The sequence below is a fragment of the Kribbella sp. NBC_00889 genome (assembly GCF_045207705.1).
Taxonomy (GTDB): Bacteria; Actinomycetota; Actinomycetes; order Propionibacteriales; family Kribbellaceae; genus Kribbella.
In genome coordinates, this window is record NZ_CP108783.1 from 3,219,401 (window position 1) to 3,245,464 (window position 26,064).

At 68.0% G+C, this 26,064-nt stretch carries 18 protein-coding genes; 7 read left to right on the plus strand and 11 right to left on the minus strand.

The window, feature by feature from the left end:
- Positions 1 to 23 precede the first annotated feature (23 nt).
- A complete protein-coding gene (locus OG817_RS15600) occupies positions 24 to 1,319 on the plus strand; it encodes a hypothetical protein (RefSeq protein ID WP_406055318.1) in 1,296 nt (431 codons plus the stop codon).
- Here the strand turns inward: OG817_RS15600 and OG817_RS15605 are convergent.
- Positions 1,316 to 1,642, minus strand: a complete 327-nt coding sequence (locus OG817_RS15605; RefSeq protein ID WP_406055320.1) for a hypothetical protein — start codon at positions 1,640 to 1,642, stop codon at positions 1,316 to 1,318. The genes OG817_RS15600 and OG817_RS15605 overlap by 4 nt on opposite strands.
- Positions 1,643 to 1,811: 169 nt before the next feature.
- Here OG817_RS15605 and OG817_RS15610 point away from each other — a divergent pair, with 169 nt between their 5' ends.
- Positions 1,812 to 5,900, plus strand: coding sequence for a BTAD domain-containing putative transcriptional regulator (locus OG817_RS15610; protein ID WP_406055322.1), 4,089 nt, complete (start codon positions 1,812 to 1,814; stop codon positions 5,898 to 5,900).
- On the opposite strand, the gene OG817_RS15615 is transcribed toward OG817_RS15610, so the two are convergent.
- The 6 genes from OG817_RS15615 to OG817_RS15640 all read right to left on the minus strand — a co-directional run bounded on the left by OG817_RS15615 (position 5,897) and on the right by OG817_RS15640 (position 14,960).
- Positions 5,897 to 7,198, minus strand: a complete 1,302-nt coding sequence (locus OG817_RS15615) for a Gfo/Idh/MocA family oxidoreductase (protein WP_406055324.1) — start codon at positions 7,196 to 7,198, stop codon at positions 5,897 to 5,899. The genes OG817_RS15610 and OG817_RS15615 overlap by 4 nt on opposite strands.
- 11 nt (positions 7,199 to 7,209) lie before the next feature.
- Complete coding sequence (locus OG817_RS15620; protein ID WP_131357761.1) at positions 7,210 to 8,040, minus strand: carbohydrate ABC transporter permease; 831 nt, start codon at positions 8,038 to 8,040, stop codon at positions 7,210 to 7,212.
- Positions 8,037 to 9,029, minus strand: coding sequence for a carbohydrate ABC transporter permease (locus tag OG817_RS15625; protein WP_406055327.1), 993 nt, complete (start codon positions 9,027 to 9,029; stop codon positions 8,037 to 8,039). Before OG817_RS15625 ends, OG817_RS15620 begins: the two co-directional genes overlap by 4 nt.
- A complete protein-coding gene (locus OG817_RS15630) occupies positions 9,029 to 10,510 on the minus strand; it encodes an extracellular solute-binding protein (RefSeq protein ID WP_406055329.1) in 1,482 nt (493 codons plus the stop codon). Before OG817_RS15630 ends, OG817_RS15625 begins: the two co-directional genes overlap by 1 nt.
- A gap of 4 nt (positions 10,511 to 10,514) precedes the next feature.
- A complete protein-coding gene (locus OG817_RS15635; RefSeq protein WP_406055331.1) occupies positions 10,515 to 13,649 on the minus strand; it encodes an endo-1,4-beta-xylanase in 3,135 nt (1,044 codons plus the stop codon).
- Positions 13,650 to 13,859: 210 nt separating this feature from the next.
- Positions 13,860 to 14,960: a LacI family DNA-binding transcriptional regulator gene (locus OG817_RS15640; protein WP_360448950.1), complete on the minus strand. Its 1,101-nt coding sequence runs from the start codon at positions 14,958 to 14,960 to the stop codon at positions 13,860 to 13,862.
- 220 nt (positions 14,961 to 15,180) lie between these two features.
- Between OG817_RS15640 and OG817_RS15645 the strand changes: the two genes are divergently transcribed.
- Positions 15,181 to 17,202 carry an MGH1-like glycoside hydrolase domain-containing protein gene (locus tag OG817_RS15645; protein ID WP_406055333.1) on the plus strand — a complete coding sequence of 674 codons (2,022 nt, stop codon included), beginning with the start codon at positions 15,181 to 15,183 and terminating at the stop codon, positions 17,200 to 17,202.
- Here OG817_RS15645 and OG817_RS15650 read toward each other — a convergent pair.
- Both OG817_RS15650 and OG817_RS15655 read right to left on the minus strand, forming a co-directional pair.
- Positions 17,171 to 17,815 carry an HAD family hydrolase gene (locus OG817_RS15650; RefSeq protein WP_406055335.1) on the minus strand — a complete coding sequence of 215 codons (645 nt, stop codon included), beginning with the start codon at positions 17,813 to 17,815 and terminating at the stop codon, positions 17,171 to 17,173. The genes OG817_RS15645 and OG817_RS15650 overlap by 32 nt on opposite strands.
- Complete coding sequence (locus tag OG817_RS15655; protein WP_396390368.1) at positions 17,815 to 19,899, minus strand: type IIA DNA topoisomerase subunit B; 2,085 nt, start codon at positions 19,897 to 19,899, stop codon at positions 17,815 to 17,817. Before OG817_RS15655 ends, OG817_RS15650 begins: the two co-directional genes overlap by 1 nt.
- A 460-nt stretch (positions 19,900 to 20,359) precedes the next feature.
- Between OG817_RS15655 and OG817_RS15660 the strand changes: the two genes are divergently transcribed.
- Positions 20,360 to 20,602, plus strand: a complete 243-nt coding sequence (locus OG817_RS15660; RefSeq protein ID WP_360448960.1) for a hypothetical protein — start codon at positions 20,360 to 20,362, stop codon at positions 20,600 to 20,602.
- 104 nt (positions 20,603 to 20,706) lie between these two features.
- Here the strand turns inward: OG817_RS15660 and OG817_RS15665 are convergent, their stop codons facing one another.
- Positions 20,707 to 22,182, minus strand: a complete 1,476-nt coding sequence (locus OG817_RS15665) for a PLP-dependent aminotransferase family protein (protein ID WP_406055338.1) — start codon at positions 22,180 to 22,182, stop codon at positions 20,707 to 20,709.
- Between the two features lie 88 nt (positions 22,183 to 22,270).
- Here OG817_RS15665 and OG817_RS15670 point away from each other — a divergent pair, with 88 nt between their 5' ends.
- Positions 22,271 to 22,894 carry a LysE family translocator gene (locus OG817_RS15670; RefSeq protein WP_406055340.1) on the plus strand — a complete coding sequence of 208 codons (624 nt, stop codon included), beginning with the start codon at positions 22,271 to 22,273 and terminating at the stop codon, positions 22,892 to 22,894.
- Here OG817_RS15670 and OG817_RS15675 read toward each other — a convergent pair whose 3' ends face one another.
- Positions 22,895 to 24,886: a glycogen debranching N-terminal domain-containing protein gene (locus tag OG817_RS15675; RefSeq protein WP_406055342.1), complete on the minus strand. Its 1,992-nt coding sequence runs from the start codon at positions 24,884 to 24,886 to the stop codon at positions 22,895 to 22,897.
- Positions 24,887 to 24,928: 42 nt separating this feature from the next.
- Between OG817_RS15675 and OG817_RS15680 the strand changes: the two genes are divergently transcribed.
- Both OG817_RS15680 and OG817_RS15685 read left to right on the plus strand, forming a co-directional pair.
- Positions 24,929 to 25,414: a DUF456 domain-containing protein gene (locus tag OG817_RS15680; protein WP_406055344.1), complete on the plus strand. Its 486-nt coding sequence runs from the start codon at positions 24,929 to 24,931 to the stop codon at positions 25,412 to 25,414.
- Positions 25,415 to 25,526: 112 nt separating this feature from the next.
- Entirely contained in the window at positions 25,527 to 26,060 is a 534-nt protein-coding gene (locus OG817_RS15685; RefSeq protein WP_406055346.1) for a hypothetical protein, read from the plus strand.
- The last annotated feature ends 4 nt before the right edge of the window (positions 26,061 to 26,064 follow it).

A 26,064-nucleotide genomic window follows, 5' to 3' on the forward strand; every position in this document is an offset into this window, starting at 1 on the left:
CCGAAATCTGATAGATACCCCTTATGAGACTCCGCCCCAGCTCATTCTCCCGATCCCTACTCGTCGGCGCCCTGGCCCTGACCACCGTTCTCTCCGGCGCGCCCACCGTGCACGCGGCGCCGGTCGTCACCGGTTGCCTCGACCAGTCCGTCACCGGCAGCGTCGAGGAGCAACGCCTGGACAACGGCGTCGCCGGCGGTCCCTCGGTTCCGGCCCAGATCCTGCAGCGATCCGGCTTCGACCATCAGGTAGCGCTCTTCACCCGCCTGCTCTGCACGATGCCGAACCCGCGGGCTGCCGCCATCCTCGTCCACGCCCAAGGCGAGGCTCTCTGGCGTACGGCGACCCACCGCGCCCAACATCCGGTCACCGGCACCAACGCGCTCCCAGCCACCGACGATCGCGGCCTCTACTGGGCCCGCCTCTCTATGGCCCTGGCCCTCCGCCAGTGGCAACCCCGCTTCGGCCTCGGTACGACGGAACGCGCCGACCTGATCCGATCGCTCGAATACACCTCACGCGGCATCACCAGTAGCAGCTTCTCCCCCGGCGTACGGAAGATCCTGGTCACCGGCTTCGATCCGTTCACGCTCGACGCGGACATCCGGATCGGCAACCCGTCCGGAGCGAACGCACTGACGCTGGACGGACAGCGCTGGACGATCAACGGCACGACCTACCAGATCCAGACCGTGATGTTCCCGGTCCGCTACACCGACTTCGACGAGAACATGGTCGAGAACGCCCTCGCCCCGCACTACCGCCCCGGCCCGCAGCGCGCGGACCTGGTCATGACGGCCAGCCAGGGCCGGGCCGGCATCTTCGACCTCGAGGTCTACAACGGCCGGCGCCGGTCGGTCAGCTCGATCGGTGACAACAACAACCTCTGGGGCGGCGGCACCGTCAACGCCCCGGTCGTCTCCCCCAGCATGCCGCCCGGCCCGGAGTGGCTGACGTCGAGCCTCCCGCTGGCACGGATGGCGCAGGCCGACGTCACCCCGTTCCGGACCCGCGTGAACACCTCAGTGCTCGAGATCCCGGACGGACAGACCGCGCCGGTCCGGCAGCCGCTGGGTCCGACACCCGGCTCGATCGCCTCGGAAGGCACCGGTGGCGGGTACCTGTCGAACGAGGTTGCCTACCGCAACACTCTCCAGCGCGACCTGCTCGACCCGTCGATGCCCGCCGGTCACCTGCATGTCCCGGTGCTGTCGTTCGACCCAGCCAACAAGACCGAGATCACCGACCTGACGTACGAGACCAACCGCGAAGACATCGTCCGCGGCGCCCACGCCGTACTCCGCCAAGCCCTGCATTAGGACTCAGAGAGGCCGTGCTGGTCGCGGCGGCGCAGAACGACCAGCGTGACGCCGAGCGCGACCGCGCCGAGGGAGATGCCACCCAGTGCGCCCAACGCGACGGAGTTGGTGTCGAGAGCAGTCGTTCGATCAACCGAATCGAGCGGTGCCGGGGCAGGGGTTGGGTCGGCGTATCCCGGATAGCCGGTTCCTTCGTCCGGCCAGGGGTCCGCCTGTTGCGTCTGCGTTTGGTTCGGTTGCCACGGAGTGGCCGTCGCAGGCGCAGCCGTTCCGAGGGCGACGCCGAAGAGAACGACTGCGATCGCCATGCTGCGGTGCTTCATGATCCCGTCTCCTTGTCCTCACGTCCGGCGGAACCGCTCGCCGCGGTCCGGGTACGCCGTACGTCTGGTACTCCGTTGTCGCCCACAGCGGTATCGCGACGCCGCAGGGCGGTATCACGGCGGTGACGCCGCCATTGACGGCGCTCCGGGCGGGCATGACAGTCGAGAGGTGGGTATCGACGTACTCGGTCCGCTCACGGTCGAGGGCGCGCAGAAGGTTCTCGGGCGACGTGATCGGATCGTGGTCGCAGCGCTGGCCGTCCACCCCGGGGAGGTCGTCAGCGCAGAGCAGCTGGCCGACGTGTTGTGGCGCGAGCGGCCGCCGCCGTCATGGCAGAAAGTCGTCCAGGGGTGCGTGGTCCGGCTTCGCAAGGTCCTCGGCACGCACGCGATCGAGACGCAGCCGCTCGGGTACCGGCTCGCCGTACCGCTCGACGAGATCGACGCTCAGCGCTTCGATCGTGCCGTGGTCCGGGCGCGGGCGTTGCTCGCGTCGGACGAACCCGAGCGATCGGCCATGGTCCTCGCCGACGCTCTGGCGTTGTGGCGTGGCCGACCGCTCACGGAGCTGGACGGCTGGGACACCGCCCGCATCGAGGCCTCCCGACTGATCGAGTTGCGGCACACGGCCGACGAGTTGTACGTCGAGTCGGCCCTGCGATCCGGACAGCACGACCAGGTCCTCGCCAAGGCACAGGCACTGGTCACTGAGGCGCCATTGCGCGAACGACGCTGGGTCCTGCTCGCCACGGCGCAGTACCGGTCCGGCCGGCAAGGCGACGCGCTGCGGACGATCCATCGACTGAAGAACGTCTTGAACCGCGATCTCGGCCTCGATCCCAACGCGGAAGTCGACGCCCTGGAGCAGGCGATCCTGCGCCAGGACCCGTCGCTGGTCGCGGCAAGCGCCCTGCAGGAGCCCAGCCCGGAATGCCCGTATCCGGGCCTCAAGCCGTACGACGTCGACGACGCCGACTCCTTCTTCGGCCGTGACGCCGACATCGCGGCCTGCCTGCGCCGACTCGCCGACGAATCGGTACTGGCAGTCGCCGGCCCCTCCGGCTGCGGCAAGTCCTCACTGATCCGGGCCGGCGTCGCCGCCACGTTGCGCCGGGACGGCCGGCAGGTCGTGGTGATGACACCGGGGCCGCATCCGGTCGCAATGCTCGCAGCGGCCATGTCCGGTACGACGGCACCGGTGCTCCTCGTCGACCAGTTCGAGGAAGTGTTCTCACTGTGCCAGGACAGGACCGAGCGGGTTGCCTTCCTGACCGCTCTGGCAGCGCATGAGGCGTTGCTGATCATCTCGATCCGTGCTGACCGGCTGGCCGACGTCTCGGAGTCTCCGTCGTTCGCGCGGCTGGTCGAGCGCGGCCTCTACCTGCTGTCGGCGATGACACCGGACAACCTGCGGGCGGCGATCGAGGAACCCGCCCGGCTGGCATCGCTGGTCGTCGAACCAGGCCTGGTCGACCTGCTCGTCAACGAGGTCGCGGACGCGCAATCCGCCGAAGCGGTCCACGAGCGGCTGTCACCGGAGCAGCGCACGGTCCTGCACGGCCTGTTGCTGCGCCTGGTCGCGCCGGGACCGGAGGGCGAACCGACCCGCAGCCGCTTGCCGCGTCGCCTGGTCGTGACACGTCCCGAGGACGACCAGATGATCGATCTGCTGGTGGCTTCGCGGCTGCTCACCAGCGACGCCGGAGTCGTCGAGATCGCCCACGAGTCTCTGGTCCGGGCCTGGCCCCGGCTCCGCGGCTGGATCGAGGACGACCTGGAAGGCCAGCGCATCCTGCATCATCTCGCGGTCGCCGCCGACTCCTGGAACAACCTCGACCGGCCCGGCAGTGAGCTCTATCGTGGCGTGCGTCTGGCCAAGGCACTGGACTGGCGTGAGCGGACGACGCCCGCGCTGACCGCGACCGAAGAAGACTTCCTTGCCACGAGCAAACGACTTTCCGAGACCGAACTCCGTGCGGCCGAGACCAAAGCCCGGCTCCAGTCGAGGGCCAACCGTCGCCTCCGCGCCGCCCTCGCCACCGCGGCCGTTCTCCTGGTCGGCGCTCTCATCGCCGGCTTCGTCGCCGTACGCCAGGCAGGACGCGCCGAAGTCGCCGCCGACCGCGAACTGGCCCGACAGGTGGGTGCTCGCGCGCTGGTGACCGAGGACATCAGCCCGTCCCTCCTGCTGGCCGCCCAAGGCGTCCGCTTCGACGACTCCCCGGACACCCGGACGAATCTGGTGGCCGCGATCAACAGACATCCGTCTCTGATCCGATCGATCTCCGCACCCCTGGGCCGGACCGAGAACGTCGATGTCTCACCGGATGGCACCAGGATCGTCTCCGGCGACAACCGTGCCACCTTCCAGCTGTACGACGCCGCATCGGGACGAGTGCTCGAGGCGCACACCTTGTCTCCGGTCGCCGACGACGCGGTCGTCTTCACCCGCCCGGTGTTCAGCCCCGACGGCAGCCTGATCGCGGCGATCGCGGTGGACACCTACAACAACCCGGTCGACCCGGCCTGGCCGATACGGATGCTGAGGGCCGACACACTCGAGCCGGTAGATCCACAGCCCGTCTTTCCAGGCTCTGGAAGACCTCAGCTGAACAACCTCGCCTTCAGCGCAGACGGCCGCTATCTGGTGGCCGGAGCACGCGATCCGAACAGCGACTCGGCGTTCGCGCTCGTCTGGGACGTCGGAGCGCTCGATCGACTGCCGCGGAGGGTCGATCTCAGCATTGGGCCGCAGCGCGCAGCCCTCAGCCCCGACGGCCGGACGGTTTACCGGTCCTGGCCGCTCATTGCGTCCGACGTCGCCACCGGCCGGGAGAGGTGGCAGCGACCCGATCTCAAGGGCGATCCTGTGGTCACCCCAAGCATCGGTCTGCCCATCGTGGAAACCTCCCGGAACGGTGAGCTGCTCGCCTATCTGCATCCCGGCCCCGTCCGCACCGAGCGGACTACGACAACGGTCGTCGATGCACGCACCGGGAAGACCGTTTGGGTGTTGCCGACTGCTCAGGACCCACCGCGCGACGCTGCCTTCTCGGCCGACGGCAAGCTGTTGGCCACCGCTCACTACGGGGGCGAGGTCGTCATCTGGGACCTGGACACGGGACAGGCGACGCAACGCCTGCGTACTGCGGAGGTCTCGTGGGGAGTCGCGCTCAGTCCGGATGGGCGGACGCTGTACACGGCCGGCGACGCAGGCATGCTGCGTGCCTACGATCTCGGTGGACAGCAGCGATACCTGCCCTGGATCCAGGGCGCGCCACCCCGCCGCTACACCCACGTTCTTGCCTCTGACGACGGCAGGCGGACGGCGTACCTGTGGAACGAAGCCGGCACGTCGTGGCTGAGCATCGCCGACTCGACCACCGGACGGATGACTCGACCGACCCGGCTCGGGTTCGAAGTCCAGCAACAGGCCCATCCACCGGCATCCTGGCACCCGAACGGCCGCCGCCTCGTCGTCCACGGGTTCGAAGTGATCGCAACCATTGATGCCGAGTCCGGCAAGATCCTGACGACGCACAGCCTGAGCGCGCTGTCGGTCGCCTTCATCGATCACGGGAACCGCATCGTCGCGGGCAGTCATGATGGCAGCCACTACTTCGACGCCGACCTCAGGCCGAGCCGCGTGGCATTCGGCTTCGTCGCGGACTGCTGCACCGCGTCGTCCCCGGACGGAACGACCGCCGTGCTCTTCGAGGAGGGCCTGCGGGGCGCGACGATGTCGTGGGCGATCGTCCAGTCGGCCACCGGTGAGGTCATCCGGACAGGAAAGCTGCCGACCTGGGCCAACTCGGCCGCCTACTCGCCCGACGGCCGCCTGATCGCGGGCGCGGGGACCGCCGGCGTGTTCACCATCGACACCGCCTCGGGTGCGCTCGAGTTCCCGCCACCCAGCGGCCGCAAGGCGGAAGGGGTCTCCGTCCGCTTCTCTACGGACGGAACGCGCCTCGTCTCCGGCGCGGCGGACGGTACCGTCACCGTCTGGGACGCCCGTACGCTCGACAAGCTGCTCACGGTAGCCACCAGTACCGAAGCCGATCCGATCCCCGTCACCCCTCGCTTCGCCCGAGGTGGCGAGGTCATCATCATCCCGTCGTACGACGGCAAGGTCTATCAATGGAACATCCGTAGCGCCCACACCCTCGCCCAGGCGTGCAAGATGGCCGGGCGCAACTTGACGGCTGCCGAATGGAACCAGATCTTCCCCGACCGCCCCTACCAGCAGACCTGCCCCTAGAGATCGAGTACGTCGCTGGTCCGCACCGGCTGGCCGGTCTCGAATGACCGGTTCGCGGCCAGGCCGGTGACCAAGGCCAGCGCCGCCTGACGGGCGTCGGCAACATCCGCTGCGTGCGTCGGGTCGTCGTCCAGCAATGCCGCGAGGACGCGGGCATCGGCTCCGCCATGGCCGGCGTGATCGTGGTCGACCGTGTGGTCTTCGGGCGGTGACCACAGCGGCCGCAGGGTGATGCTCGTCCGGCCCGCCGTCGGTGCGGCGAGATCGCCGTGAATCGCTCCCTTAGCCGACGCGACGCGCAGGTGCGGCATCGTCCATGTCGATTCTTCGACATTCAATTCGAGTCGGCCACCCGATCCGTTGAACATCACCCGATAGCCCTCGGCCGGCGAGTACGCGGTCAGGTGGTAGCTCATCGACGCACCGCTGTCGTAAGAGACCAGCAACGCCATGTCGTCCTCGATCGTGACGCCAGGCGCGAAGACGTTCCGGTCCCGGTAGTACCCGTCCTCGACCTCGGCGTCCAGGTAGAGCTCCTTCAGCGTCGCGTTGTCCGCCAGATGCAAGGCGAACGGATCATCGAGCGATGCCTCCGAACCATGAGCTCGCGCATACTCCCGCGCGTACCCGTGCTTGTGGTCCGGCCCGTAGAACGCCAACTGGCCTTGGCCGTAGACGATCCGGGGCTCCGCGCCGAGCCACCAGTTGATCAGGTCGAAGTGATGGCTGGCCTTGTGCACCATCAGGCCACCGGAGTTCGCCTTGTCGCGATGCCAGCGACGGAAGTAGTCCGCGCCGTGTGAGACGTCGAGCAGCCATTCGAAGTGCACCGAGTGGATGTCGCCGATCGCTCCGCCGGCCAGCAGCTCACGGACCTTCCGGTGGACGGGATTGAAGCGGTAGTTGTACGCGATCGCCAGCTCGCCGCCGGTCTCGCGGACCGTGTCCAAGATGCTCTGAGCCTTCGTCGCGTCGGTGGTCATCGGCTTCTCGCTGATCACCCGGACGCCGGCACGCAGCGCGGCCTCGATGTAGCGGTTGTGAGTGGCATCGACGGTGGTGACCACCAGCAGCCCGATCCGTTCGACCCGGATCATCTCGTCGAACCGGGCCGGCGGCCACTGATGGGCCGGCCGGCGACCGGCGGCCAGCAGCATCCGGTTGTGGAACGCCATCCGCACCGAGTTCGGGTCGCACAGCGCCACGACGTCGTACCCGTCGCGTTTGGCCAGCCCTTCGGTGAACAGCTGGGCACGGTTGCCGGTGCCGACGATCGCGGTCCGTACGGGGGTGGGCATACAGAGTCCTCCTATTGCTTGACCGCGCCGGCCAGGCCGTTGACGAAGAAGCGTTGCAGGAGCAGGAAGAGCAGGATGATCGGCGCCAGCGTGATCACCGTGCCGGCGCACAGCAACGTCCACTCGGTCGAGTTCTCGCCGATGAACGCGTACATGCCGATCGCCAGCGTCCGCAGTTCCGGCCGCCCGAGGGTGAAGACCAGCGGGATGAAGAAGCTGTTCCAGGCGCTGATCGCGGTGAACAACCCGACCGTGGCCAGCATCGGTCCGGACAGCGGCAGCATGATCCGGGCGAACGTCTGGTGGAAGTTCGCGCCGTCGACCTGGGCCGCGTCTTCCAGCTCACGGTCGATGGCCATGAAGTAGCCCATGAACAGGAACGTGCCGAAGACCACGCCGCCGGACGCCTGCACGATGATCACCGACCACAGGCTGTTCAGCAGATGCAGCCGCTGCATCAGGTCGAACACCGGAATGATCGTGTAGCCGTGCGGCAGGAACAGCGTCGCCGACACCAGCCCCAGGCAGAAGCCGCGCCCCGGGAAGCGTGTACGGGCAAGTACGTACCCTGCGGTGGAAGTGACTACTAAAGTGACCACCACCGTCCCGAGGGTGATCACCAAAGTGTTCAGGAAGTACCTGCCGAACGACGCCTCGCGCCACGCGTCGAGGTAGTTCGCCCAGAGGAAGTGCGAGGGCATCGGGTTGAGGCCCTCGCTGAAGAAGTCGTCGTCGCCCTTGAGTGAACTGCCCAGCGCCCAGAACAACGGGTACAGCCAGGCCAGACCGCTGACCAGCAAGGCGACATGGGTCATCACCGTGACCACCCGGCGGCGCGTCATGACTTTCCTCCCGTTGCCCGACGCTTCGCCAGTGATCGCAGTACAAGGACTTGTACGACCGAGAACACGATCAGCAGAACGCCGTAGATGAACGATGCGGCGGAGGCCAGACCGATGTCGGGCTGCACCGCGTTCGCATTACTGCCACCGAAGGCCAGGTGGTAGATGTAGGTGTTCACGACCTCGGTGGAGAAGTACGGCCCACCACTGGTCAGCACCTGGACGAGGTCGAAGATCTGGAAAGTCCCGATGACCGCCAGGATCACGATCACCACGCCGACTGCTCGCAGCATCGGGATCGTGATGTACCGGAACGTCGCCAGCGGCCCGGCGCCGTCCAGCCGGGCCGCCTCGTACAGCTCGTCCGGGATCGTCTGCAGCCCGGCCAGGAAGTACACGAGGTTGTAGCCGAACGTGTGCCAGATCCCGACCAGGATGATGATCGCCAGCGCGAAGTGCGGGTCCCCCAGCCAGTCGACGTGCTGGTCGATCACGTGCAGCTTCAGCAGCAGGTCGTTGATCGAGTCGCCGAAGTTCGACACCAGCAACTGGATGACAACACCGATCACCGCCGCCGACGTCACCACCGGCAGGAAGAACAACGTGCGGTAGAACGACGCGAACCGCAGCCGCTTGTTGTTCAGCACCAGCGCGAGCGCCAGGGCCAGGACCAGCTGGATCGGTACGACGAAGCCGGCGTACACGAAGGTGTGGCCGAGTGAGCGCCAGAAGATGTTGTCGTGCACGATCTGCCGGAAGTTGTCCAGCCCGACGAAGTCGGACGGGTCACCGATCCCGTCCCACTTGTAGAACGTGTACCCGAGCGACGCCACGATCGGGTACACCACGAAGCCGAGCAGCAACACCATCATCGGGGCCAGGTAGACGTACGACCACAGGTACGTCCGGCGTCGCGCCCGCCGCCGTCCGGCCGAGCGGGGCGGCTCGGCCGTGGCGACGTCCTCGCGGACGCTGACGGTGACAACCATCAGGCGCCCGGTTTGGTGGTGTACGGCTTGGTCAGGTCCCAGTCCGGGAAGGCGAAGTCCTTCAGGCTCGCACCGGTGCCGACCTTCTTCACTCCGTCGGACAACGCCTGGTTCATCTTGTCCGTCAGCGACGTCAGCGTGCCCTGGACGTCCTTCAGCTGCCCAGTCCAGATGCCCGACAGGACGTCGTTGATGTCCGGCTTCACCGCGGGCAGCTCGAGCTTGGTCAGCAGCGGGTTGCGGACCGTCGGCTGCGGCCCGACCACGGCGGTCCCGGACATGGCGACGTACTGCGCGAAGGGTGCGAAGGTAACGCCCTTCGGGTCGTTGTTGTCGGCATAGACCGACAGCCCCTGGCCCTGCTCGACCCAGCGCTTGCCGGCGTCCTTGCTGTACAGCCAGTCGAACCACGCCCACGCTTCGTCGGCGTGCTTGGACTTCGACGACACGGCGACGAACTTGCCGCCGGGCGGGCCGTAGAACAGTGCCTTCGGGTCACCGTCCGGCGCGGGCAGGGTGACCAGGCTGTAGTCGGTGAACTTGTGCTCGGTCCACTCCGGCTGGTTCCAGACTCCGCCGATCGTCATCCCGAACCGGCCGCGTTCGAAGAACGCCCGGGCCTGCTCGTCCGAGATGCTCATCGAGTTCGGGTAGAACCAGTTCTTGTTCTTCCACTCCAGCAGCAGGTTGATCACGTCGGCGTAGTTCCGGTCGGTGCCGAACGTCCACTGGCCGAGCCGGTAGTCCATCCCGTCGATCCCGCCGACGGCGGCACCGCCCGGCGAGCCGGCGCCGCGGACGAACAGATCGAGCCACCAGGCCAGGGTCGTGTTCGTCGAGTTGCCGAACCCGAACGGCGCGACCTTGCCGCCGCTCTTCGACGCGATCGCCTCGGCCGCGTGCGTCACGTCGTCCCAGGTCTTGGGCAGCTTCACACTGCCGTCGGACTCGGTCAGTCCGGCGTCCTTGAACACCTTGTGGTGGATGTACAGCTGCAGGGACGGCGCCGGTGCCGCGAACGGCGCGGTGTAGATCTTGCCGTCGAACATGTCGACGCCCTCGACGAAGCTGCTCTGCGGGAACCGGGACTGCCAGTCCTTCGTCGCCCACTTGTCCACCGGCAGCAGCCAGTCCTGCGTCACCTGCTGGCTGAGCTGCGGGCTCTTCGGCACCATCAGGATGTCCGGCGGGTTGTTGCTGCGGTAGGCCAGCGAGACCAGGTCGGCGTACTTGTCGCTGACCTGCGTGGTCTTCTTGACCGCGATCCCCGGATGCGCCTGCTGGAACAGCTTGATCTCGTTGTCCACCCACCCGGCCTGGCTGGCATACCAGTCCCAGTAGGTGATCGTGGCCTGGGCCCTCGAACCGGTGCCGCTGCTGTTGTCGTCCGACGAGCAGCCGGCCAGTGCGCCGGCCGCGCCGGCGCCGGCCACAGCGGCTGCGCCCCGGAGCAGGGTCCGTCGTGAGATGCGGGATGACATTGCATTACCTCCGATGAGTGCTGGCAGCCGCGCCGCACGCCGGAGACGTGGACGAGGCGGTCTGGGTCAGGGGGCCGAGCCGCCAGGTGAGCGGGCTGCCGTCCCAGGTGACCGCGACGCGACGCGGCCGCTGGAAGGGCAGGAACGAGACGGTCTGGCCACGGTCGGACGGGCCGGGGCTGAACGAGTTGTCGCTGCCGACCGGAACCGGGATGTAGTAGTTGTTGGCGTTCGAGTAGCCGAAGTACGCCGTGTAGGTGCTGTCGGCAACGTTGCGTACGACGCAGGCAGCGGTCGGCTGCACCGGGTTGAACACGGTCTCCGCTGGGCCGGAGGGCGGGCTGGCCACGGTCTTGGCCATCGGCGCGAAGGAGGCGTCGTCGACGAGCAGGTTGCCGGCACCTGTCGTCGTACTGATCCACCACTCGGCCTTGGTCAGCGTCCCGGTCCAGGAGACGTTGGTGTTGGCAGCCGAGATCCGCGTCCACCCGGTCGAGGTGACCGGCGCCGAGCCGAGTCGGATGGTCGTCGATCCGGTCGACGTGGTCAGCTTCAGGCTGACCATGGCGGTGTCGGATCCGCTGACCAGCCGGACCCAGGCCGACGAGTCGTAGAGACCACCGTTGGTGACCGGCACGCCTTGTGCCGGACCGGCCCAGGCCGCTTCACGACCAGTCACCGACAGGTCGCCGCTACCGGAGTGCGGGGTCGTCGACGCATTCTTGAGGGTGCAACTGCCGAGGCAGTACCAACCCGTCGTGGCCGACTGGTACTCCAGACTCCCGTTCCCCAGCACCGACGGAGTCGGCAGAGTCGGCGCGATGGCCGGTGGACCCTGAGCGGGTGGCGGCGTGCCGTCCGTCGGCGTGATCGCGAGGTCGTCGAGTGTGCACTGGGCCGAGGTCGGGTTGGGGTTGGACCAGGCGAACACCTGGACCCACTTCGTCCCGGTCGGCGGAGTGAAGGCCGCGAGCTTCTGCGTGTAGGCGCGTTCGTCGGCGTACGTCAGGTCGTACTGGAAGGTCGGCGTACCTGCGCTGGCCCCGCCGCGCACACCGACGTAGCACTGAGTGCCGCCGGCGTTGAGCCTCCCCCACCCGGACAGCAGGTAGCTCGTGCCCGGAGTGAGACCGGTGACGTTCTGCGTCACGCCCGATCCCGGTTCGAGCGACAGGGCGGTGTGTCCGCTGTGTGCGTTCGCCGCCGTACCCGGGCCCGTGCCGAGCGAGGTCCAGCCACGGGTGCCGGTCTCGAAGTCACCGTCGCCGATCGGGTTCGGCGTGTCGGTCCGGACCGTCGTGGCGATCCCGTCGGCGATGACCTTCACCGAGGCGCCTGCCGTGGTCGGCATCGCGACCTTCACCTGCTTGGCGATGCCGTTCACGGTGACCGTCACCAGGTAGTCACCGAGGAACCCGCGGGTGCCGAACGTTCCGGCGGCGGTGGTCTGACCGTTCACGCTGGTGTGCCACTGACGCTCGATCAGGTCTTCCCAGACCAGACCGTTGGGCTTGGGTGACCAGTCGTCGTTGTAGAGCGCGACGCGCGGGTTGTAGATGTTCTTCGTCCAGATGCCGAAGTTGCTGATCTGGTTGACGTTCGGGTTCGAGAACATCGCGGTCATGAAGTCGCGGGTGTAGTCCGCCTGCAGTTGCAGGTCGTCGGTGTCCACGTCGAACTCGGTGATGGCGACCTTCACGCCGAGACCGGCGAACTGGTCCACTATCGTCATCAGGTCGTCCGGCGAGGTCAGCTGCATGCCGTTGAAGTGGCTCTCGAAGCCGACCAGGTCGATCGGCGTACCGGAAGACTTCATCGACTGGACCAGGTCGTAGACGTGGTCGCGGTGCCGCTTCTCCCAGCCGTTGTTCTCGACGATGCCGTAGTCGTTCAGCGCGAGCTCGGCGTTCGGATCGGCCTGGTGGGCCAGCCGGAACCAGGACGCGATCTCGTCCGGCCCGAGGATGTCCTGCACGTTGTGCTCCGAGTACGGCTCGTTCACCACATCCCACTCGTCCACGATCCCGGCCAGGGCCGAGGCTTCGTCGGTGACGTGGGTGTTGATCCGCGCCCGGAGTGCGGCCGGATCGTTCTGCAGGTTGACCAGGTCCGGCGGCATCACGCCCCACGACGGCCAGACCAGGTTGTGACCGCGGATCCGGATCCCGTGCTCCCGCATCCACTGCAGCGCGGGGAGGGTGACGGTCTCCCGTTCGGTCGGGGTCTCCCAGTGGTTCCACTTCAGGTTGTTGCCCAGGGCCCCTTGGTTGAAGAGCGTCGACGCCTTGCTCTGGTACTGCTGCAGGTCGTTCCCGCTGATCCCGCCGGACGGATCGCCGATCAGCCGGGCGCCGTCCGACGCGGCACCGAACTTGAAGGCACTCGTCTGCTGCACCGCCGAGACCGTCGCGCCGCTGACCGGATGACCGGCCGGATCGACGACCGAGACGGCCAGGTTTCCCTTGCGATACTGGTCGATCCGCGCATTCGCGTCGGCGCGCCAGGCGGCGTTCGCGTCGCGGCCCTCGTAGGTCGCCTGCGGGTAGCCGTCCGGCGTCCCCGGGCCCCAGTCCTGGACCGAGACCCCGGCGATCTGGAACTTCTGAGCGCCGTACCCGAGCCAGAGGTTCAGGTGCGCGGCGGTGGTGGTACCTGCTGTGTAGGTGACGGCCGCACGGAACGGGAACTCGAATTTCTGCCAGTCCGAGCCGTACAGCATCGCCGCGTTCAGCGACTTCTTGAACGGCGACCCGTCGGTCTCGAACACCAGGTGCGCGTTACCGGTCGTGGCGCCCTGGGTCGGCTCGATCGAGCGTGCCCACAGGGTCGCGACCATCGCGTCGCCCACGGTCACGGTCGCGGCGGTCGGGACGCCGAGCGTGATCTCGTACTCGCCGTCGAGACCCGGGCTCTGCGGTCCGTTCGGGACGGTGATCTCGAGGGCCTTGCTGAAGTTGGGGTTTCCGGTGATCGGGACCTGCTGGGTGGCGTCGGTGGGGAGACTCTTGAACTCGTTGAAGTTCGCGAGCGGGTCGGTCGGCAGGACCTCGAACGGCGTGGCGTCGGCCTGCGCGACCGGCTGGACGGCCACCGCCGCGACGACGGCCAGGACCACTCCGATGATCACTTTTCTGGACATGCCGATGGTCAGTTTTCTGAACACTCTGGCTCTGGTGAGCGGAAAGGGCCTCATGCTCCGGGTTCCTTCCAGAAGGCGCGCAGCAGTGCCTGACCCGCCGGCCGTCGGCCGGGGTCGGTGTGGTTACTGCCGCGGGTTCTGTGGGTGGGCGGCGCCGGATCAAGCGCCAGCAGTCGTCTGCTCGGTCGGGCGGGACCTCGATCCGGAGGATCAGGCCTTGGTGGTCTGGGATCGTCCGCGCCGGCTGCGGGTGACGGGCACCGGCCCGCAGCTCGCCCGGACGATCAGGCTGGTCGGCATGACGAGACGGGGCAGGTCGGCCGTAGGCTTCTCGCCGACCGGCTCCGCTTCGGTGCCGGGGTCGTCGTCGTTCGTACCGATCTCGGACAGCAGGAGCTCGGCGGCCCGCTTGCCCATCTCGACGAACGGCTGCTGGATGGTGGTCAGTGGCGGCCGGATCTGTGCCGCCGACTCGATGTCGTCGAACCCGAGTACCGACACGTCCTCCGGCACCCGCAGCCCCGCCTCGGCGGCCGCGGTCATCACGCCGTACGCCGTCACGTCGGACTGCGCGAACACCGCCGTCGGGCGCTGGCCGGCGGGCAGCGCGAACAGCTCGCGGGACCGCGCACGGATCTGCTCGGGCACGAAGTCACCTGGCTTGGTGAGCTCGGGATCGGGCTGGATGCCGGCCTCACGCAGGGCGTCCAGGTACGCGCGGTACCGGTCCTGGCAGCACCGGTAGCGCATCAGGCCTTGCACACAAGCGATTCGCTCGTGACCCAACTGCATCAGGTGGTCCATCGCCGTCCGGGCACCGTCGTAGTTGTCGGCGGTGACCGACGGCAGGGCCACGTCGGCGTCGATGGTGTTCACCAGGACGACGGGCATGCCCTCCTGGTGAAGCTGGACGAGCGGCTCGAGCGGCTGTTCGTGGCTGACCACGAGCAGACCCGAGGACATGCTCGAGGTCAGGACCCGGTCGATCAGCGAACCGTAGTCGCGGTCGTTGGTCGCCGTGTACAGGATGATGTCGAACCCGTGCTGCTCGGTCACGGCCGCGACCCCGAGGTTGATCGAGGCAACCATGTGCCAGGACAGGCCGGGCACGACCATGCCGATCAGTCGTGTGCTGCCCTTGGCCAGCGCGGTCGCCGCGAAGCTCGGCACGTAGCGATTCCGGCGCATCACCGCAAGCACGTGCCGCCGGGTCGCCGGGTCCACTTTCGGGCTGTTGTTCAGCACCAGCGAGACGGTGGACTTGGACAGGCCGGACAGCGCGGCGATGTCGCGAATCGTCAGCTTCGCCATCCGGTCCCTCCTTTGATCGTGGCCGTTGGACTGGTCCAACGGCTGTGCACCGGAACGTAACAGCGCGCCCGATCCACGTCAACAGGCAGTACGCAATCGGTTTCCGCCCCGAGGCATTGCCCTGTCACCGGTTGTCGTGCCACCATCGAGCCACCGTGTTGGACCGGTCCTACGCAGGCCGGGATCACCTGCCGGGATCGGTCCGGCACGGCCCTCACCCGTGCTCGGCCGCGGAGCGTTGCGCGGTACGCCGATCGCCCTTGCCAGCTCGTTCACCCGTGTCACCGGAAGGCCGCCCATGCCGCCGTACTCGCTCGACGACTTCTCCTTCGACCTGCGCCGCGCCGTACCCCCAGCCGAGATCTGGGTCGGCAGCGGCACCGGGACGGTCACCCAACTGTCCGGCACGGTGTGTGGCGTCGGTGGATGGTTCGCGCCCCCGTACGCCGCCCCGGACAGCCGGCTGACCGTCTCGTTCGAGGTCGACGGGCGATCGATCGTCGACGCCGCCCGGCCTGGCGCGGGCGACCGCGGCCTCCTTCCCACCGGTGGCACCTGGCGGCCTGACCGCCTGACCCGACGCGGCACCTACCACCACTACGCCGATGGGGAGCTCGTCTCGCTGGCCGTGGAATCCACGCTCACGCCGCGGCACGGCTCCCCCGGCTACGAGCTCGTCCTCACGATCAGCAACCGCAGCGGCAACACCCACGAGGTTGTGATCGAGCCGGAGCTGTTGCCTACCCGCGCCCGCCAGGTTCCGTTGTCCGGCTGGGGCTGGGTGCCTCCCGAAGCCGGCACCGACCACGCCATCACGTTGACCCATGACGCCCTGACCGCGACCGTCGAGCCTCATGGTTCGGTCACGTTCAACCTCGGCGTCGGGACCACTGATGCGCCGACCACCGATGCCGTGCGCGTTTGGGAGTCCCGAGTGGCACAGGCGGTCGGCCATCTCCCTACGATCACCTCGGACATCCCCGGGCTCGCGCAGTACTACCGGCGTTCGCTGGCCAGCGGTCTCGTGTGCTGGTGGGATCACCCGGACTTCGTCACGACGCCGTTCATCGCGACGTCGGGACTCGACGGCGGTGCGCTGTGTGCCTATGCGTGGGACACCGGCGGCTACGCCCCGAACGTCCTCAGCCTGATGCTCGGCGACGACGTACTCGACATCATCGAGTCGTTGCTCGACGCCGACCTCACCGATCGCTACGCCATCGCTCCGGACGGGACCGGACTCGGCGTCGCCTACGCGTACAGCGGCTGGTCACTCGTTGCCCTGGCGCGCGCCGCCGCGGCGGAACGGTCTCTCGACCCGGCCCTCGTCGCCCGGCTGTACGACGTACTGATCACGCTCGACAAGGGGTTCCAGCCCGACGACCAGACCGGCGTACTGCGGGACTACGGCAACCAGAGCAACCTGCTCGAGATGCGGGGATCGGGCTGGGAGCATGTCGTCGCCAGTCCGAACGCCGAGCGGGCTTGGGCGCTCGAAACGCTGGCGGAACTCTCCGACATCACAGGCGCCGCGTTGCCGGCTGATGAGTTGCGGGAGTCCGCGCAACAGATCCGGAGCGAGGTGATCCGGCAACTGTGGGACAGCGAGGCGGGGTGGTTTCGCAGCCGCTACCCCGACGGTCACACCGAACTCGCGTACTCGATCCAGGCCTTCGACGTACTGCGGTCCGGCGCCTGCCCGCCTGATGTCGCCGATGTGCTGGTCAAGCATCTGCGTCCCGGTGCGTTCCTCGGTGAGTACGGCGTCAGCAGTGTCAGCGCCGAGGACGAACGCCACTACGAGACCGCCGACATCGACTGGTCGGGCGCCGGCGCGTACACCGGCGAAGGCCCGCAACTCGCCCTCACCCTGTGGGAACAGGGCCGGCCCGAGGTCGCCTGGGATGTCCTGCGCCGGTTGCTCTGGATGGGCGACCACTACCCGTACTTCCCCCAGGACCACTACTGCGACAAACCCGGCGCGCCCGCCACCGGCCGCCGCATCAACATCATCGCCGGCCTGGCCGGCGCTGAAGCCATCATCACCGGCCTCGCCGGCATCCGCCCGCACCCCGACGGCTCACTCCACATCAACCCGAACCCAGTTGCCGCGGGCACCATCGAACTCCGCGGCCTCATCTACCGCGACCACACGATCGACGTCGTGATCACACCAGACCACACCGAGATCACCGTCGACGGCAGTCCCGTCAGCCCAGGCCAGGTCGTGCCGCCAAGATGATCGCGAACGCCTCAACCACAGACTCGACCTGATGATCCGCCTGCGGCACGTCGACAGAGTGATGGCTGCCAACCCGGATCGTGCGCAGCCCGGCGTTGATACCACCCGCAACGTCGTACGCCGGATGATCACCAACCATCCACCCGTCGTCCAATGACGCCCCCACCTCCTTGGCGGCCACCTCGAAGATCCGCGCATCAGGCTTCCGCACCCCCACCGCTTCCGAAATGCAGCAATGGTCGACCACATCAGCGATCCCGGTGTGCGCAAGCTTCCGACTCTGCTGCACCACCCCACCGTTCGTCACCACAACCACCCGCCACCCCGCTGCGCGCAACGACCCCAACCCCTCGAGCACACTCGGCTCGACCCACGTGAACGCCGGATGCTCCCGGTCGTACTCGTCGACCGAGATCACAACACCGAAGCGTTCCTGGAACCGCTCGAACAACTCTGCACGCGGCGTGAACCCACCGTTGTCCTGAGCAACCAACCACTCGACCGCGCCACCATCGAGACCGGCCCGGCCGACCCACCACCGAGCCCAGGCCAGGAACGCGCCATCCCGATCGATCAGCGTGTTGTCGAGATCGAAGCAGGCCAGCCGAGCCATCAGACGTCGATGCGGTTCTCGTCCAATTCGTAGGCGCCTTGGACCAGGAACTCCTTGCGGGGCGCCACGTCGTTGCCCATCAGGAGGTCGAAGACCTGGGCGGCGGCTTCGCCGTCGTCGACGGTGATGCGGCGCAGGGTGCGGTGGCGCGGGTCCATGGTGGTTTCGGCCAGCTGGTCGGCGTCCATCTCACCGAGACCCTTGTAGCGCTGCGGTGGCTCCTTCCACCGGACGCCCTTCTTCATCAGTTCGGCCGTCTTGCGCTGGTACTCCGCGTCGCTGTAGGTGTACAGGAACTTGTCCTGGCCCTTCTTCGGGTTCGTCAGCTCGAACCGGTGCAGCGGCGGTACGGCGGTGTAGACGCGGCCGGCGTCGACCAGCGGTCGCATGTAGCGGAAGAACAGCGTCGCCAGCAGGCAACGGATGTGGGCGCCGTCGGAATCGGCGTCCGCCATGAAGATGATCTTGCCGTAGCGGACCTGCTCGATGTCGAAGCTGCGGCCCGAGCCGGCGCCGACCACCTGGATGATCGAGGCGCACTCGGTGTTCTTCAGCATGTCGCCGACCGACGCCTTCTGCACGTTCAGGATCTTGCCCCGGATCGGCAGCAGCGCCTGGAACTCCGAGCTGCGCGCGAGCTTCGCCGTACCGAGGGCCGAATCACCCTCGACGATGAACAGCTCGGACCGGTCGACATCGTTGCTGCGGCAGTCGGCCAGCTTCGCCGGCAGCGCCGACGACTCCAGCGCGGTCTTGCGCCGCTGCAGCTCACGATGCTGACGAGCCGCCACGCGCGTCCGGGACGCGGCGACAACCTTCTCCAGCACTGCGCGCGCCTGCGCCTTGTGCTCGCGCTTGTTCGAGGTGAGGAACGACTCCAGCTCGCTCTGCACGACCTTCGCGACGATCCGCGACGCGGCCGGCGTCCCGAGCACCTCCTTGGTCTGCCCGTCGAACTGCGGCTCGGCCAGCCGGACCGTGACCACCGAGGTGAGACCTTCGAGTACGTCGTCCTTGATGATCTCCTCGCCGTTCTTGAGCAGGCGAGTGCCGTCCAGCGCGTTGGTGAAGCTCTTCGACAGTGCCCGCTCGAAGCCGGCCACGTGCGTGCCGCCCTTGGGCGTGGCCACGATGTTCACGAACGAGCGGACCTCGGTCTCGTACCCGTCGCCCCAGCGGACCGCGATGTCGACGTCCAGGTCCCGCTCGACGTCGGTCGGCGTCATGTGGCCGGCGTCGTCCAGCATCGGGACGGTCTCGGTGAAGTGGCCGGTCCCGGTCAGCCGGACGACCTCGGTCACCTTCTGGTCGGTGGCCAGGAACTCGCAGAACTCGCTGATCCCGCCGTCGTGCTTGAAGTGCTCCTCGGTGACCTCGTCGCCACGCTCGTCCCGGATCACCAGCAGCAGACCCGGCACCAGGAACGACGTCTGCCGCGCCCGGGTGACCAGCTCGTCGTAGTTGAAGCTGGCGTCCCGGGTGAAGATCTGCCGGTCCGCCCAGTAACGGATCCGGGTGCCGGTGACGCCCTTCTTCGCCCGGCCGGCCTTCCGCAGGCCCTTCGCCGGGGTGAAGCCCGCGCTCGCGCCCTCGGTGTCGAACTCACCGGCGACACCGCGCCGGAACGAGGTGGTCCAGACCGTGCCACCACGGTCGACCTCGACGTCCAGCCGCGCGGACAGCGCGTTCACCACCGAGGCGCCGACACCATGCAGACCACCGGAGGCGTTGTACGACCCGCCGCCGAACTTGCCGCCGGCGTGCAGTTTGGTGAACACCACCTCGACACCGCTGAGCTTGGTCTTCGGCTCGATGTCGACCGGGATGCCGCGGGCGCGATCCTTCACCTCGACCGAGCCGTCCTTGTGCAGGACGACGTCGATGCGGTCGCCGTGGCCGGCCAGGGCCTCGTCGACGGAGTTGTCGATGATCTCCCACAGGCAGTGCATCAGGCCGCGGCTGTCGGTGGACCCGATGTACATGCCGGGCCGCTTCCGGACCGCCTCGAGTCCCTCGAGGACGAGCAGGTTGCGGGCGTTGTACGTCGGGTCGAGTTCGGTACTGCGAGGCGTCGGGGCGGCCACTGGGCTCCTTCACTGGTTCACAAGCCAACTGCGCGCCCGGGGCCGGACCGCCGGTCCGAACGCATGTTCACAGCCTATGCGGACCGACCCCCAAAACCCGGCAGGCGGGGCTGTCCGCGATTACGGCCCGGGTACCGGACATCCGTCACTTGGTCCGCTCCGAACCCGCGGCGTGGCAGCGAGAAAGATGTTTCGGCAGGTATCGATCCGGACTCGATCCGGGAGTGGCATTCGACACTCCGAACATCAGCGCACTGTGAGCACCTCATGGCGCACAGTGAAAGAAGACACGCCCGGCACCCGCCGCCACGCGAGAAATCGACGCCATCGGAAACGATTCCTCGTCAAGATGCGTCATAAGGGAACAGGTGGTTCGTCTCACATTCGGACACGTTGCCCCTACTGGGAAGCGATCCGTCTGTCAGGATGTTCCTATCTGGTGAGTACGGAACTAGATGAGATGAGGCCTCAAGTGACTACAGCACTCGCCCCGAGTTCGGCGCTGTCGACCGCGGATCGTTGTGACCGCTGCGGTGCGCAGGCCTACGTCCGTGTCACCCTGACCAGCGGTGGGGAGCTCCTCTTCTGCGCCCACCACGGCCGGGAGCACGCGGAGAAGCTGCGCAACATCGCGATCACCATCCACGACGAGACCGGTCGGCTCGAAGCCACCCCGGCCATCGCCACCGAAGACGAACGGTGATCTCGGCCTCATAAACGCGCCAACGGCGGCGCCAAAGACCTGCAGGACTCGATGGCGGTCCACCCGGAGGGGTGACCGCCATCCTTCTGTGTTCGCGGCGGACCTCAGACGACAGGTACGCCGGGGCCGGGGCCGTGCCGGCGGAGTTCGTGCCAGGCGGCGGCCAACCGGGACACTGCATCGTCAAGTATCGGCTCTGCGTAAGCGAACGGCACCCTTAGGTAATCGTCGTGCTCGCCGGTCGGATCCATCGCACGCCCGGCGACCACCTCGACACCATGCCGCAACGCCACCTGCGCAAAGACCCGCGCATCCGTCTCCGGCAGCCGGATCCACAACGCCGACCCACCTTCGGGCTCCGACCATTCCCATTCGGGCAAACGCTCGATCAACAACTGACCCATCAGCTTCTTCCGCACCGTCGAGACCCGCGCCCGCGCCGACGTCACCTCCGCCAGCCGCGGCAGCAACCGCGCCGTGAGCGCCTGATCGATCACGGGACTCCCCAGATCCGCCAGCGCCTTGTGCCGCGCCAGCCGCTCAGCCAGCGGTCGCGACGCGCGGATCCAGCCGATCCGCAACCCGCCCCACACCGCCTTCGACACCGACCCGATGGTGAGCACCTCACACCCGTCCGGCGCATACGCGGCCAGCGGCGACGGAATCGCCGGCCCGGACGGATCCCACGCCGAGTACGCGTTGTCCTCCACGACCACCACGCCACACTTCGCGGCGATCTCGGCCACCTGCCGACGCCGGTTCGCGGACATCAGCCGACCGGTCGGATTGTGGAACGTCGGCATCACGAACAACATGGCCGGCTGATGCTCGGCGAACGCGGCCGTCAGCAGGTCCGGCCGGATGCCGGCATCGTCCAGGGGTACGCCGACCACCCGCCCACCAGCCGCGCCGAACAGATCGAAACACCCCGGCCAGCTGGGCTGCTCGATGACGACCGCCGCGCCGGTCCGCAGGTACATCTGCGTGACCAGCGCGATCGCCTGATGCGCCCCGGTGGTGACCACGATCTCGTCGGGCGACGTCGGCAGTCCGGACTCAGAAAAGTGATCAGCGATCCGCTCACGCAACACCGCCAGACCCCGCGGGTGGTACCCGACGTCGTCGAGCAGTGCGGGCAGGTCCCCACTCGCCAGGTCGATCAGTTCGTCCGCGAGTTCCGGCAGTCCCGGGTCGACGGCGTACGTGAGCGAGATGACCTCGCCCGGACCGACCGCGATCCGGTGGAACAGCGAGTCGCCGTACCCGGCCGGCATTCGCTTGTCCGCTCGTGAACGACCACGTCCCGCTGCCCGGGCGACCGTCGTACCGCTCCCCCGGCGGCTCTCCACGAGCCCGCGCGCGCGCAGTTCGTCGTACGCCGCGACGACGGTGGAGCGACTGATCGCGAGAGCCTCGGCGAGCCGGCGTTCGGCCGGGAGGCGCGCGCCGATCGGGAGCTCGGTGGAACCGATCAACCCCGCGATGGCATCGGCCAGCCGCCGATACAGGCCACCTGCCTGACCGGTCAGGCGACTGCCGATCAGGTCGGCCAGGACAGCCGGGTCTCCAGAACGGTCCACTTCTCCCCCTATTGGCTCGGGTGGACTGGTTCCCGCGCCGCCAGGCTAGACGCAGGAGGCAGTCCAGTTCGAGTGGGAGGCAGGGATCATGGGGATCGGTCAATTGCTGGGATTCGCCGGCGCGACGGTGGTGCTGGTCGGAATGCCAGGACCGAACAACCTCTACATCTCGCTCCGCAGCCTGACCCAGGGCCGCCGGGCCGGCGTGGTGTCCGCACTCGCGATCGAGACCGGCACGCTGGTCTACATCGTGGTTGCGGCCCTCGGCCTGGCGACCCTCGTGAAGGCGTCGCCGACGCTGTTCACCGCGATCACTCTGACCGGTGCGCTCTACCTCGCCTTCCTCGGCGTGAAGATGCTGAAGGCTCCGACGACGGAGCCGCACGGCGGTGTTCCGCCCGCACCGCTCGGCCGGATCTTCCGCGACGGCATCGTGGTGAACCTGCTGAATCCGAAGGCCGCGCTGTTCTTCCTCGCCTTCCTCCCGCAGTTCACGACGCGCGACGCCGGACCCGATCAGCTCCGCACCGAGATGCTGCTGCTCGGCGCCGGCGCGATGCTGATCGGTCTGTCCCTGGACCTGTGTTACGCCGTCGGCGCTGACGCGATCGGCCGCCGGGTCCGCTCAGCCCGTACGACGAGCGCCTGGCGCAACCGGCTCGTCGCCGCCGTCTACCTCGTCCTGGCGACAGCCGCCGTACTCACTGTCTGATCAGTGCTGGAGATCCTTCGGAGCTTCCAGCACTGTGAGCTTCCCGGCCTCCAGACGCACCGACAGGACCTCGCCGCCGAGCCGCAGACCGCTGACCTCCAGGCGCTCCCACGGCAGCTCCTCGGCCGGGTTCACGACCAGCCGGCCACCGGGAACGTCGGGCTCGATCCCGAGCGCGGCCACCACCACCGCGATCGCCGAGGCAGCCGCCCAGGCCTGTGGCCGACAGGACGCCGGGTACGGCGTCGGCGTCCGCTCCGCGGTTCTCCCCCGCCCGCCGAACAGCTCCGGCAGTCGGTACCCGAAGGCCTCCGCGGCACGGATCAGTCCGTCCACGTACGACGAAGCCAGCGCCGCGTGACCGGTGGCGTACAGGCCCTGGACCGTCATCGCGGTGTCGTGCGGCCAGACGCTGCCAGTGTGGTAGCCGAGCGGATTGAACCGGGTCATTGCCGTGGACAACGTTCGCAGACCGAACCCACTGTCCAGATCGTCGCCGGCCAGGATCTCCGCGACGGTCTGCTCCTCGTCGGCGTCCAGCAGTCCGGTCCCGAGCAAGTGCCCCATGTTCGACGCCCGGCCCGCCACTGCGTTCTTGGCACCGTCGAGTGCGATGGCCGGATAGCCGTCGACCCAGAACGCGCTGCGGAACCGCTCCTGCATCGCGGTCGCCCACAGCCGCCACTCGTCGCCGGACTCACCGTGCGCCTCCAGCAATTCGGCGCCCTGGACAGCCGCCGCGTAGGCATAGCCCTGCACCTCGCACAGCGCTATTGGTGCTGTGGCGAGCGTGCCGTCCGGCCACTGGACCGCGTCGCCGGAGTCCTTCCAGCCCTGGTTGGCCAGTCCGTGTCCCGACTCGTCGATGTACTCGAGGAAGCCGTCGCCGTCGGGGTCGGCGTACTCCTTGATCCAGGTCAGGGCGCGGACGAGGTTCGGCAGCAGCTCCCGCACCTCGTCGGCGGGCATGCCCCAGCGCCACGCCTTGTGCAGCGTCGTGATCCACAGCTGCGTCGCGTCGTGCGTTCCGTAGTACACAGGCGGCAGGACCAGACCGCCACCGTGGTCGGCATCTTCGACCCTGAGCTCGTGCGGGATCTTGCCCGGTTGCTCTGCCGTGTCCGGGTCGACCTTGGTGCCCTGCTTGGCCGCAAGCGCACGCAGCGTTCCGGCGGCGAGTTCGGGATCGACCGGGATCAGCATGCCGGACGCGATCAGCGAGTCGCGGCCGAAGAGCGTCAGGAACCACGGAGGTCCGGCGCCGAGATAGCGGTCGTCGCCGGCTGCGAGCTGCAGCGCCCGCACATCCTCGAGCGACCGCTCAACCCAGCGCTCGACCCTCTTGTCATCGCAGTCGACGTCGAGCCCGTACTCCGGCGTCGCCGGCGGCGGGTCGATGCTGAACCCGGTGGTCGACGGCGGGAACTCGGCGGTCACGCGAACCGTGAGGGTGAACTCCTCCCCCGGTTCGAGCCGCGGCGTCGCACTGACACCGGGATCGAGGCTCGCGCTCACCCGGGTGCCCGCGCTCTCCCAGTGCAGGACGGTCTCTGCGTCGCGCTCGGGCGTCAGGTCGGGCAGCTCGTCCGCCGTACCGTTGCGGACCGCGGCCATCGGGGCCAGATCGGTGCCCAGGGCAACATCAAGCCGGCACTCGATCGCCGCGCGCGACCGGTTCACCAGCGTGATCCGCTCAGTCATGCCGTGGCGGTCGACGTCGCGGGTCCGGTACAGCATCACGGTCGGGTCGTGCCGGGTGTCGCCGACGCCCTCGACCTGGGCGACGTACTGGTGGGATGCCGCGCCTCGTTCGTCGGCGTGCACCGGGAGCGGCTCGCGTCCGTTGATCGTGACGACCGACCGGGACAGGATCCGGCGGTCCTGGGCGTACACGCCCTCCACGCCGTTGCTCCCGGTCAACTGACCGGAACGCGGCGAGAGGACCACCCACGGAGCAGCGAGTGCGGTGACCAGTTCGTGCAGCTGGGACATACCTCCACCCTAAGGGCCCGGTTTTGCGGCACAGTTGCCCCCGTGGACACTCTTGGCACGTTCTTGATCGGGCTGGTGATCTTCGTCGGCATTCTGGGGATCGTGATCCCGGTGCTGCCGGGCGCCATCCTCAGCCTGGCGGCGATCCTGGTCTGGGCACTGGTGGAGAAGGGCCCGACGGCCTGGATCGTGCTGTCCGCGGCGGTCGTCCTGATCGGGGCCAGCCAGGTGGTCAAGTACGTCGTACCGGAGCGGCACCTGCGTGAGTCCGGCGTTCCCCGGCGATCGATGGTCGTCGGAGTCCTGCTCGGCATCGTCGGCTTCTTCGTGATTCCCGTGGTCGGCATGTTCGTCGGCTTCCCCCTCGGCGTCTATCTGTCCGAGTGGCAGCGGTTGAAGGCGCACGCGCACGCCTGGACGTCGACCAAGCACGCGCTCCGGGCGACCGGGTTGTCGATCCTGATCGAGCTCATCGGTACGTCGCTCGCCGCCGCCGTCTGGCTCGCCGCGGTGCTCTTCCTGTCCTGATTGCCAGGGTTTTCCAAGGTCCACCGGAGCCTCGTCTCAGGTCCGTGCGGCAGCCTGGGGAGTACCAGTGCCGGTGATTCGGCCGGCACGCAGTACGGAAGGCAGTAGACGCATGGCGACGTTGCAGAAGCTCTCGGACAAGCGCTGGCGGATCGCCGGCACAGTCGCCGCCGTCGCGGCGACCACAACCGCGGGTGGTGTTGCCTGGGCAGCGACCAACGCCGACCCGACGCCGTCCCCCTCGCCCTCCGCCTCCCCCTCGGCCCCGTCGAACCAGCCTGGCCCGGGCAAGGGCCTCGGCCACCGCGGCGAGTTCGGAATGGGCGGCGCGCTGCACGGCGAGTTCGTGGTGCCGAAGGACGGCGGCGGCTACCAGACCGTGGCGACCCAGCGTGGTGAGGTGACCGCGGTCAGCAAGGACTCGATCACGGTGAAGAGCGAAGACGGTTACAGCCGGACCTACTCCCTTACCGAGGACACCCTCGTGAACGCCGCCCGGGACGGGATCGACGATGTCAAGGTCGGCAATACCGTCCAGGTGACCGCAGTGGTCGCGGACGGTAAGGCCACCGCGAGCTCGGTCAACGACGGCACCGTCCGGCAGACGGCCGGCGAGAAGTGGGGCTTCAAGCGCGGGCCCCGCTGACCAG

What these genes read in the sequence shown, in the direction of transcription:
- OG817_RS15600 (WP_406055318.1), top strand. Translation starts at nt 24, where the DNA reads ATGAGACTCCGCCCCAGCTCATTCTCCCGATCCCTACTCGTCGGCGCC.
- OG817_RS15605 (WP_406055320.1), bottom strand. Translation starts at nt 1,642, where the DNA reads ATGAAGCACCGCAGCATGGCGATCGCAGTCGTTCTCTTCGGCGTCGCC.
- OG817_RS15615 (WP_406055324.1), bottom strand. Translation starts at nt 7,198, where the DNA reads ATGCCCACCCCCGTACGGACCGCGATCGTCGGCACCGGCAACCGTGCC.
- OG817_RS15620 (WP_131357761.1), bottom strand. Translation starts at nt 8,040, where the DNA reads ATGACGCGCCGCCGGGTGGTCACGGTGATGACCCATGTCGCCTTGCTG.
- OG817_RS15625 (WP_406055327.1), bottom strand. Translation starts at nt 9,029, where the DNA reads ATGGTTGTCACCGTCAGCGTCCGCGAGGACGTCGCCACGGCCGAGCCG.
- OG817_RS15630 (WP_406055329.1), bottom strand. Translation starts at nt 10,510, where the DNA reads ATGTCATCCCGCATCTCACGACGGACCCTGCTCCGGGGCGCAGCCGCT.
- OG817_RS15635 (WP_406055331.1), bottom strand. Translation starts at nt 13,649, where the DNA reads ATGTCCAGAAAAGTGATCATCGGAGTGGTCCTGGCCGTCGTCGCGGCG.
- OG817_RS15640 (WP_360448950.1), bottom strand. Translation starts at nt 14,960, where the DNA reads ATGGCGAAGCTGACGATTCGCGACATCGCCGCGCTGTCCGGCCTGTCC.
- OG817_RS15650 (WP_406055335.1), bottom strand. Translation starts at nt 17,815, where the DNA reads ATGGCTCGGCTGGCCTGCTTCGATCTCGACAACACGCTGATCGATCGG.
- OG817_RS15660 (WP_360448960.1), top strand. Translation starts at nt 20,360, where the DNA reads ATGAGGCCTCAAGTGACTACAGCACTCGCCCCGAGTTCGGCGCTGTCG.
- OG817_RS15670 (WP_406055340.1), top strand. Translation starts at nt 22,271, where the DNA reads ATGGGGATCGGTCAATTGCTGGGATTCGCCGGCGCGACGGTGGTGCTG.
- OG817_RS15675 (WP_406055342.1), bottom strand. Translation starts at nt 24,886, where the DNA reads ATGTCCCAGCTGCACGAACTGGTCACCGCACTCGCTGCTCCGTGGGTG.
- OG817_RS15685 (WP_406055346.1), top strand. Translation starts at nt 25,527, where the DNA reads ATGGCGACGTTGCAGAAGCTCTCGGACAAGCGCTGGCGGATCGCCGGC.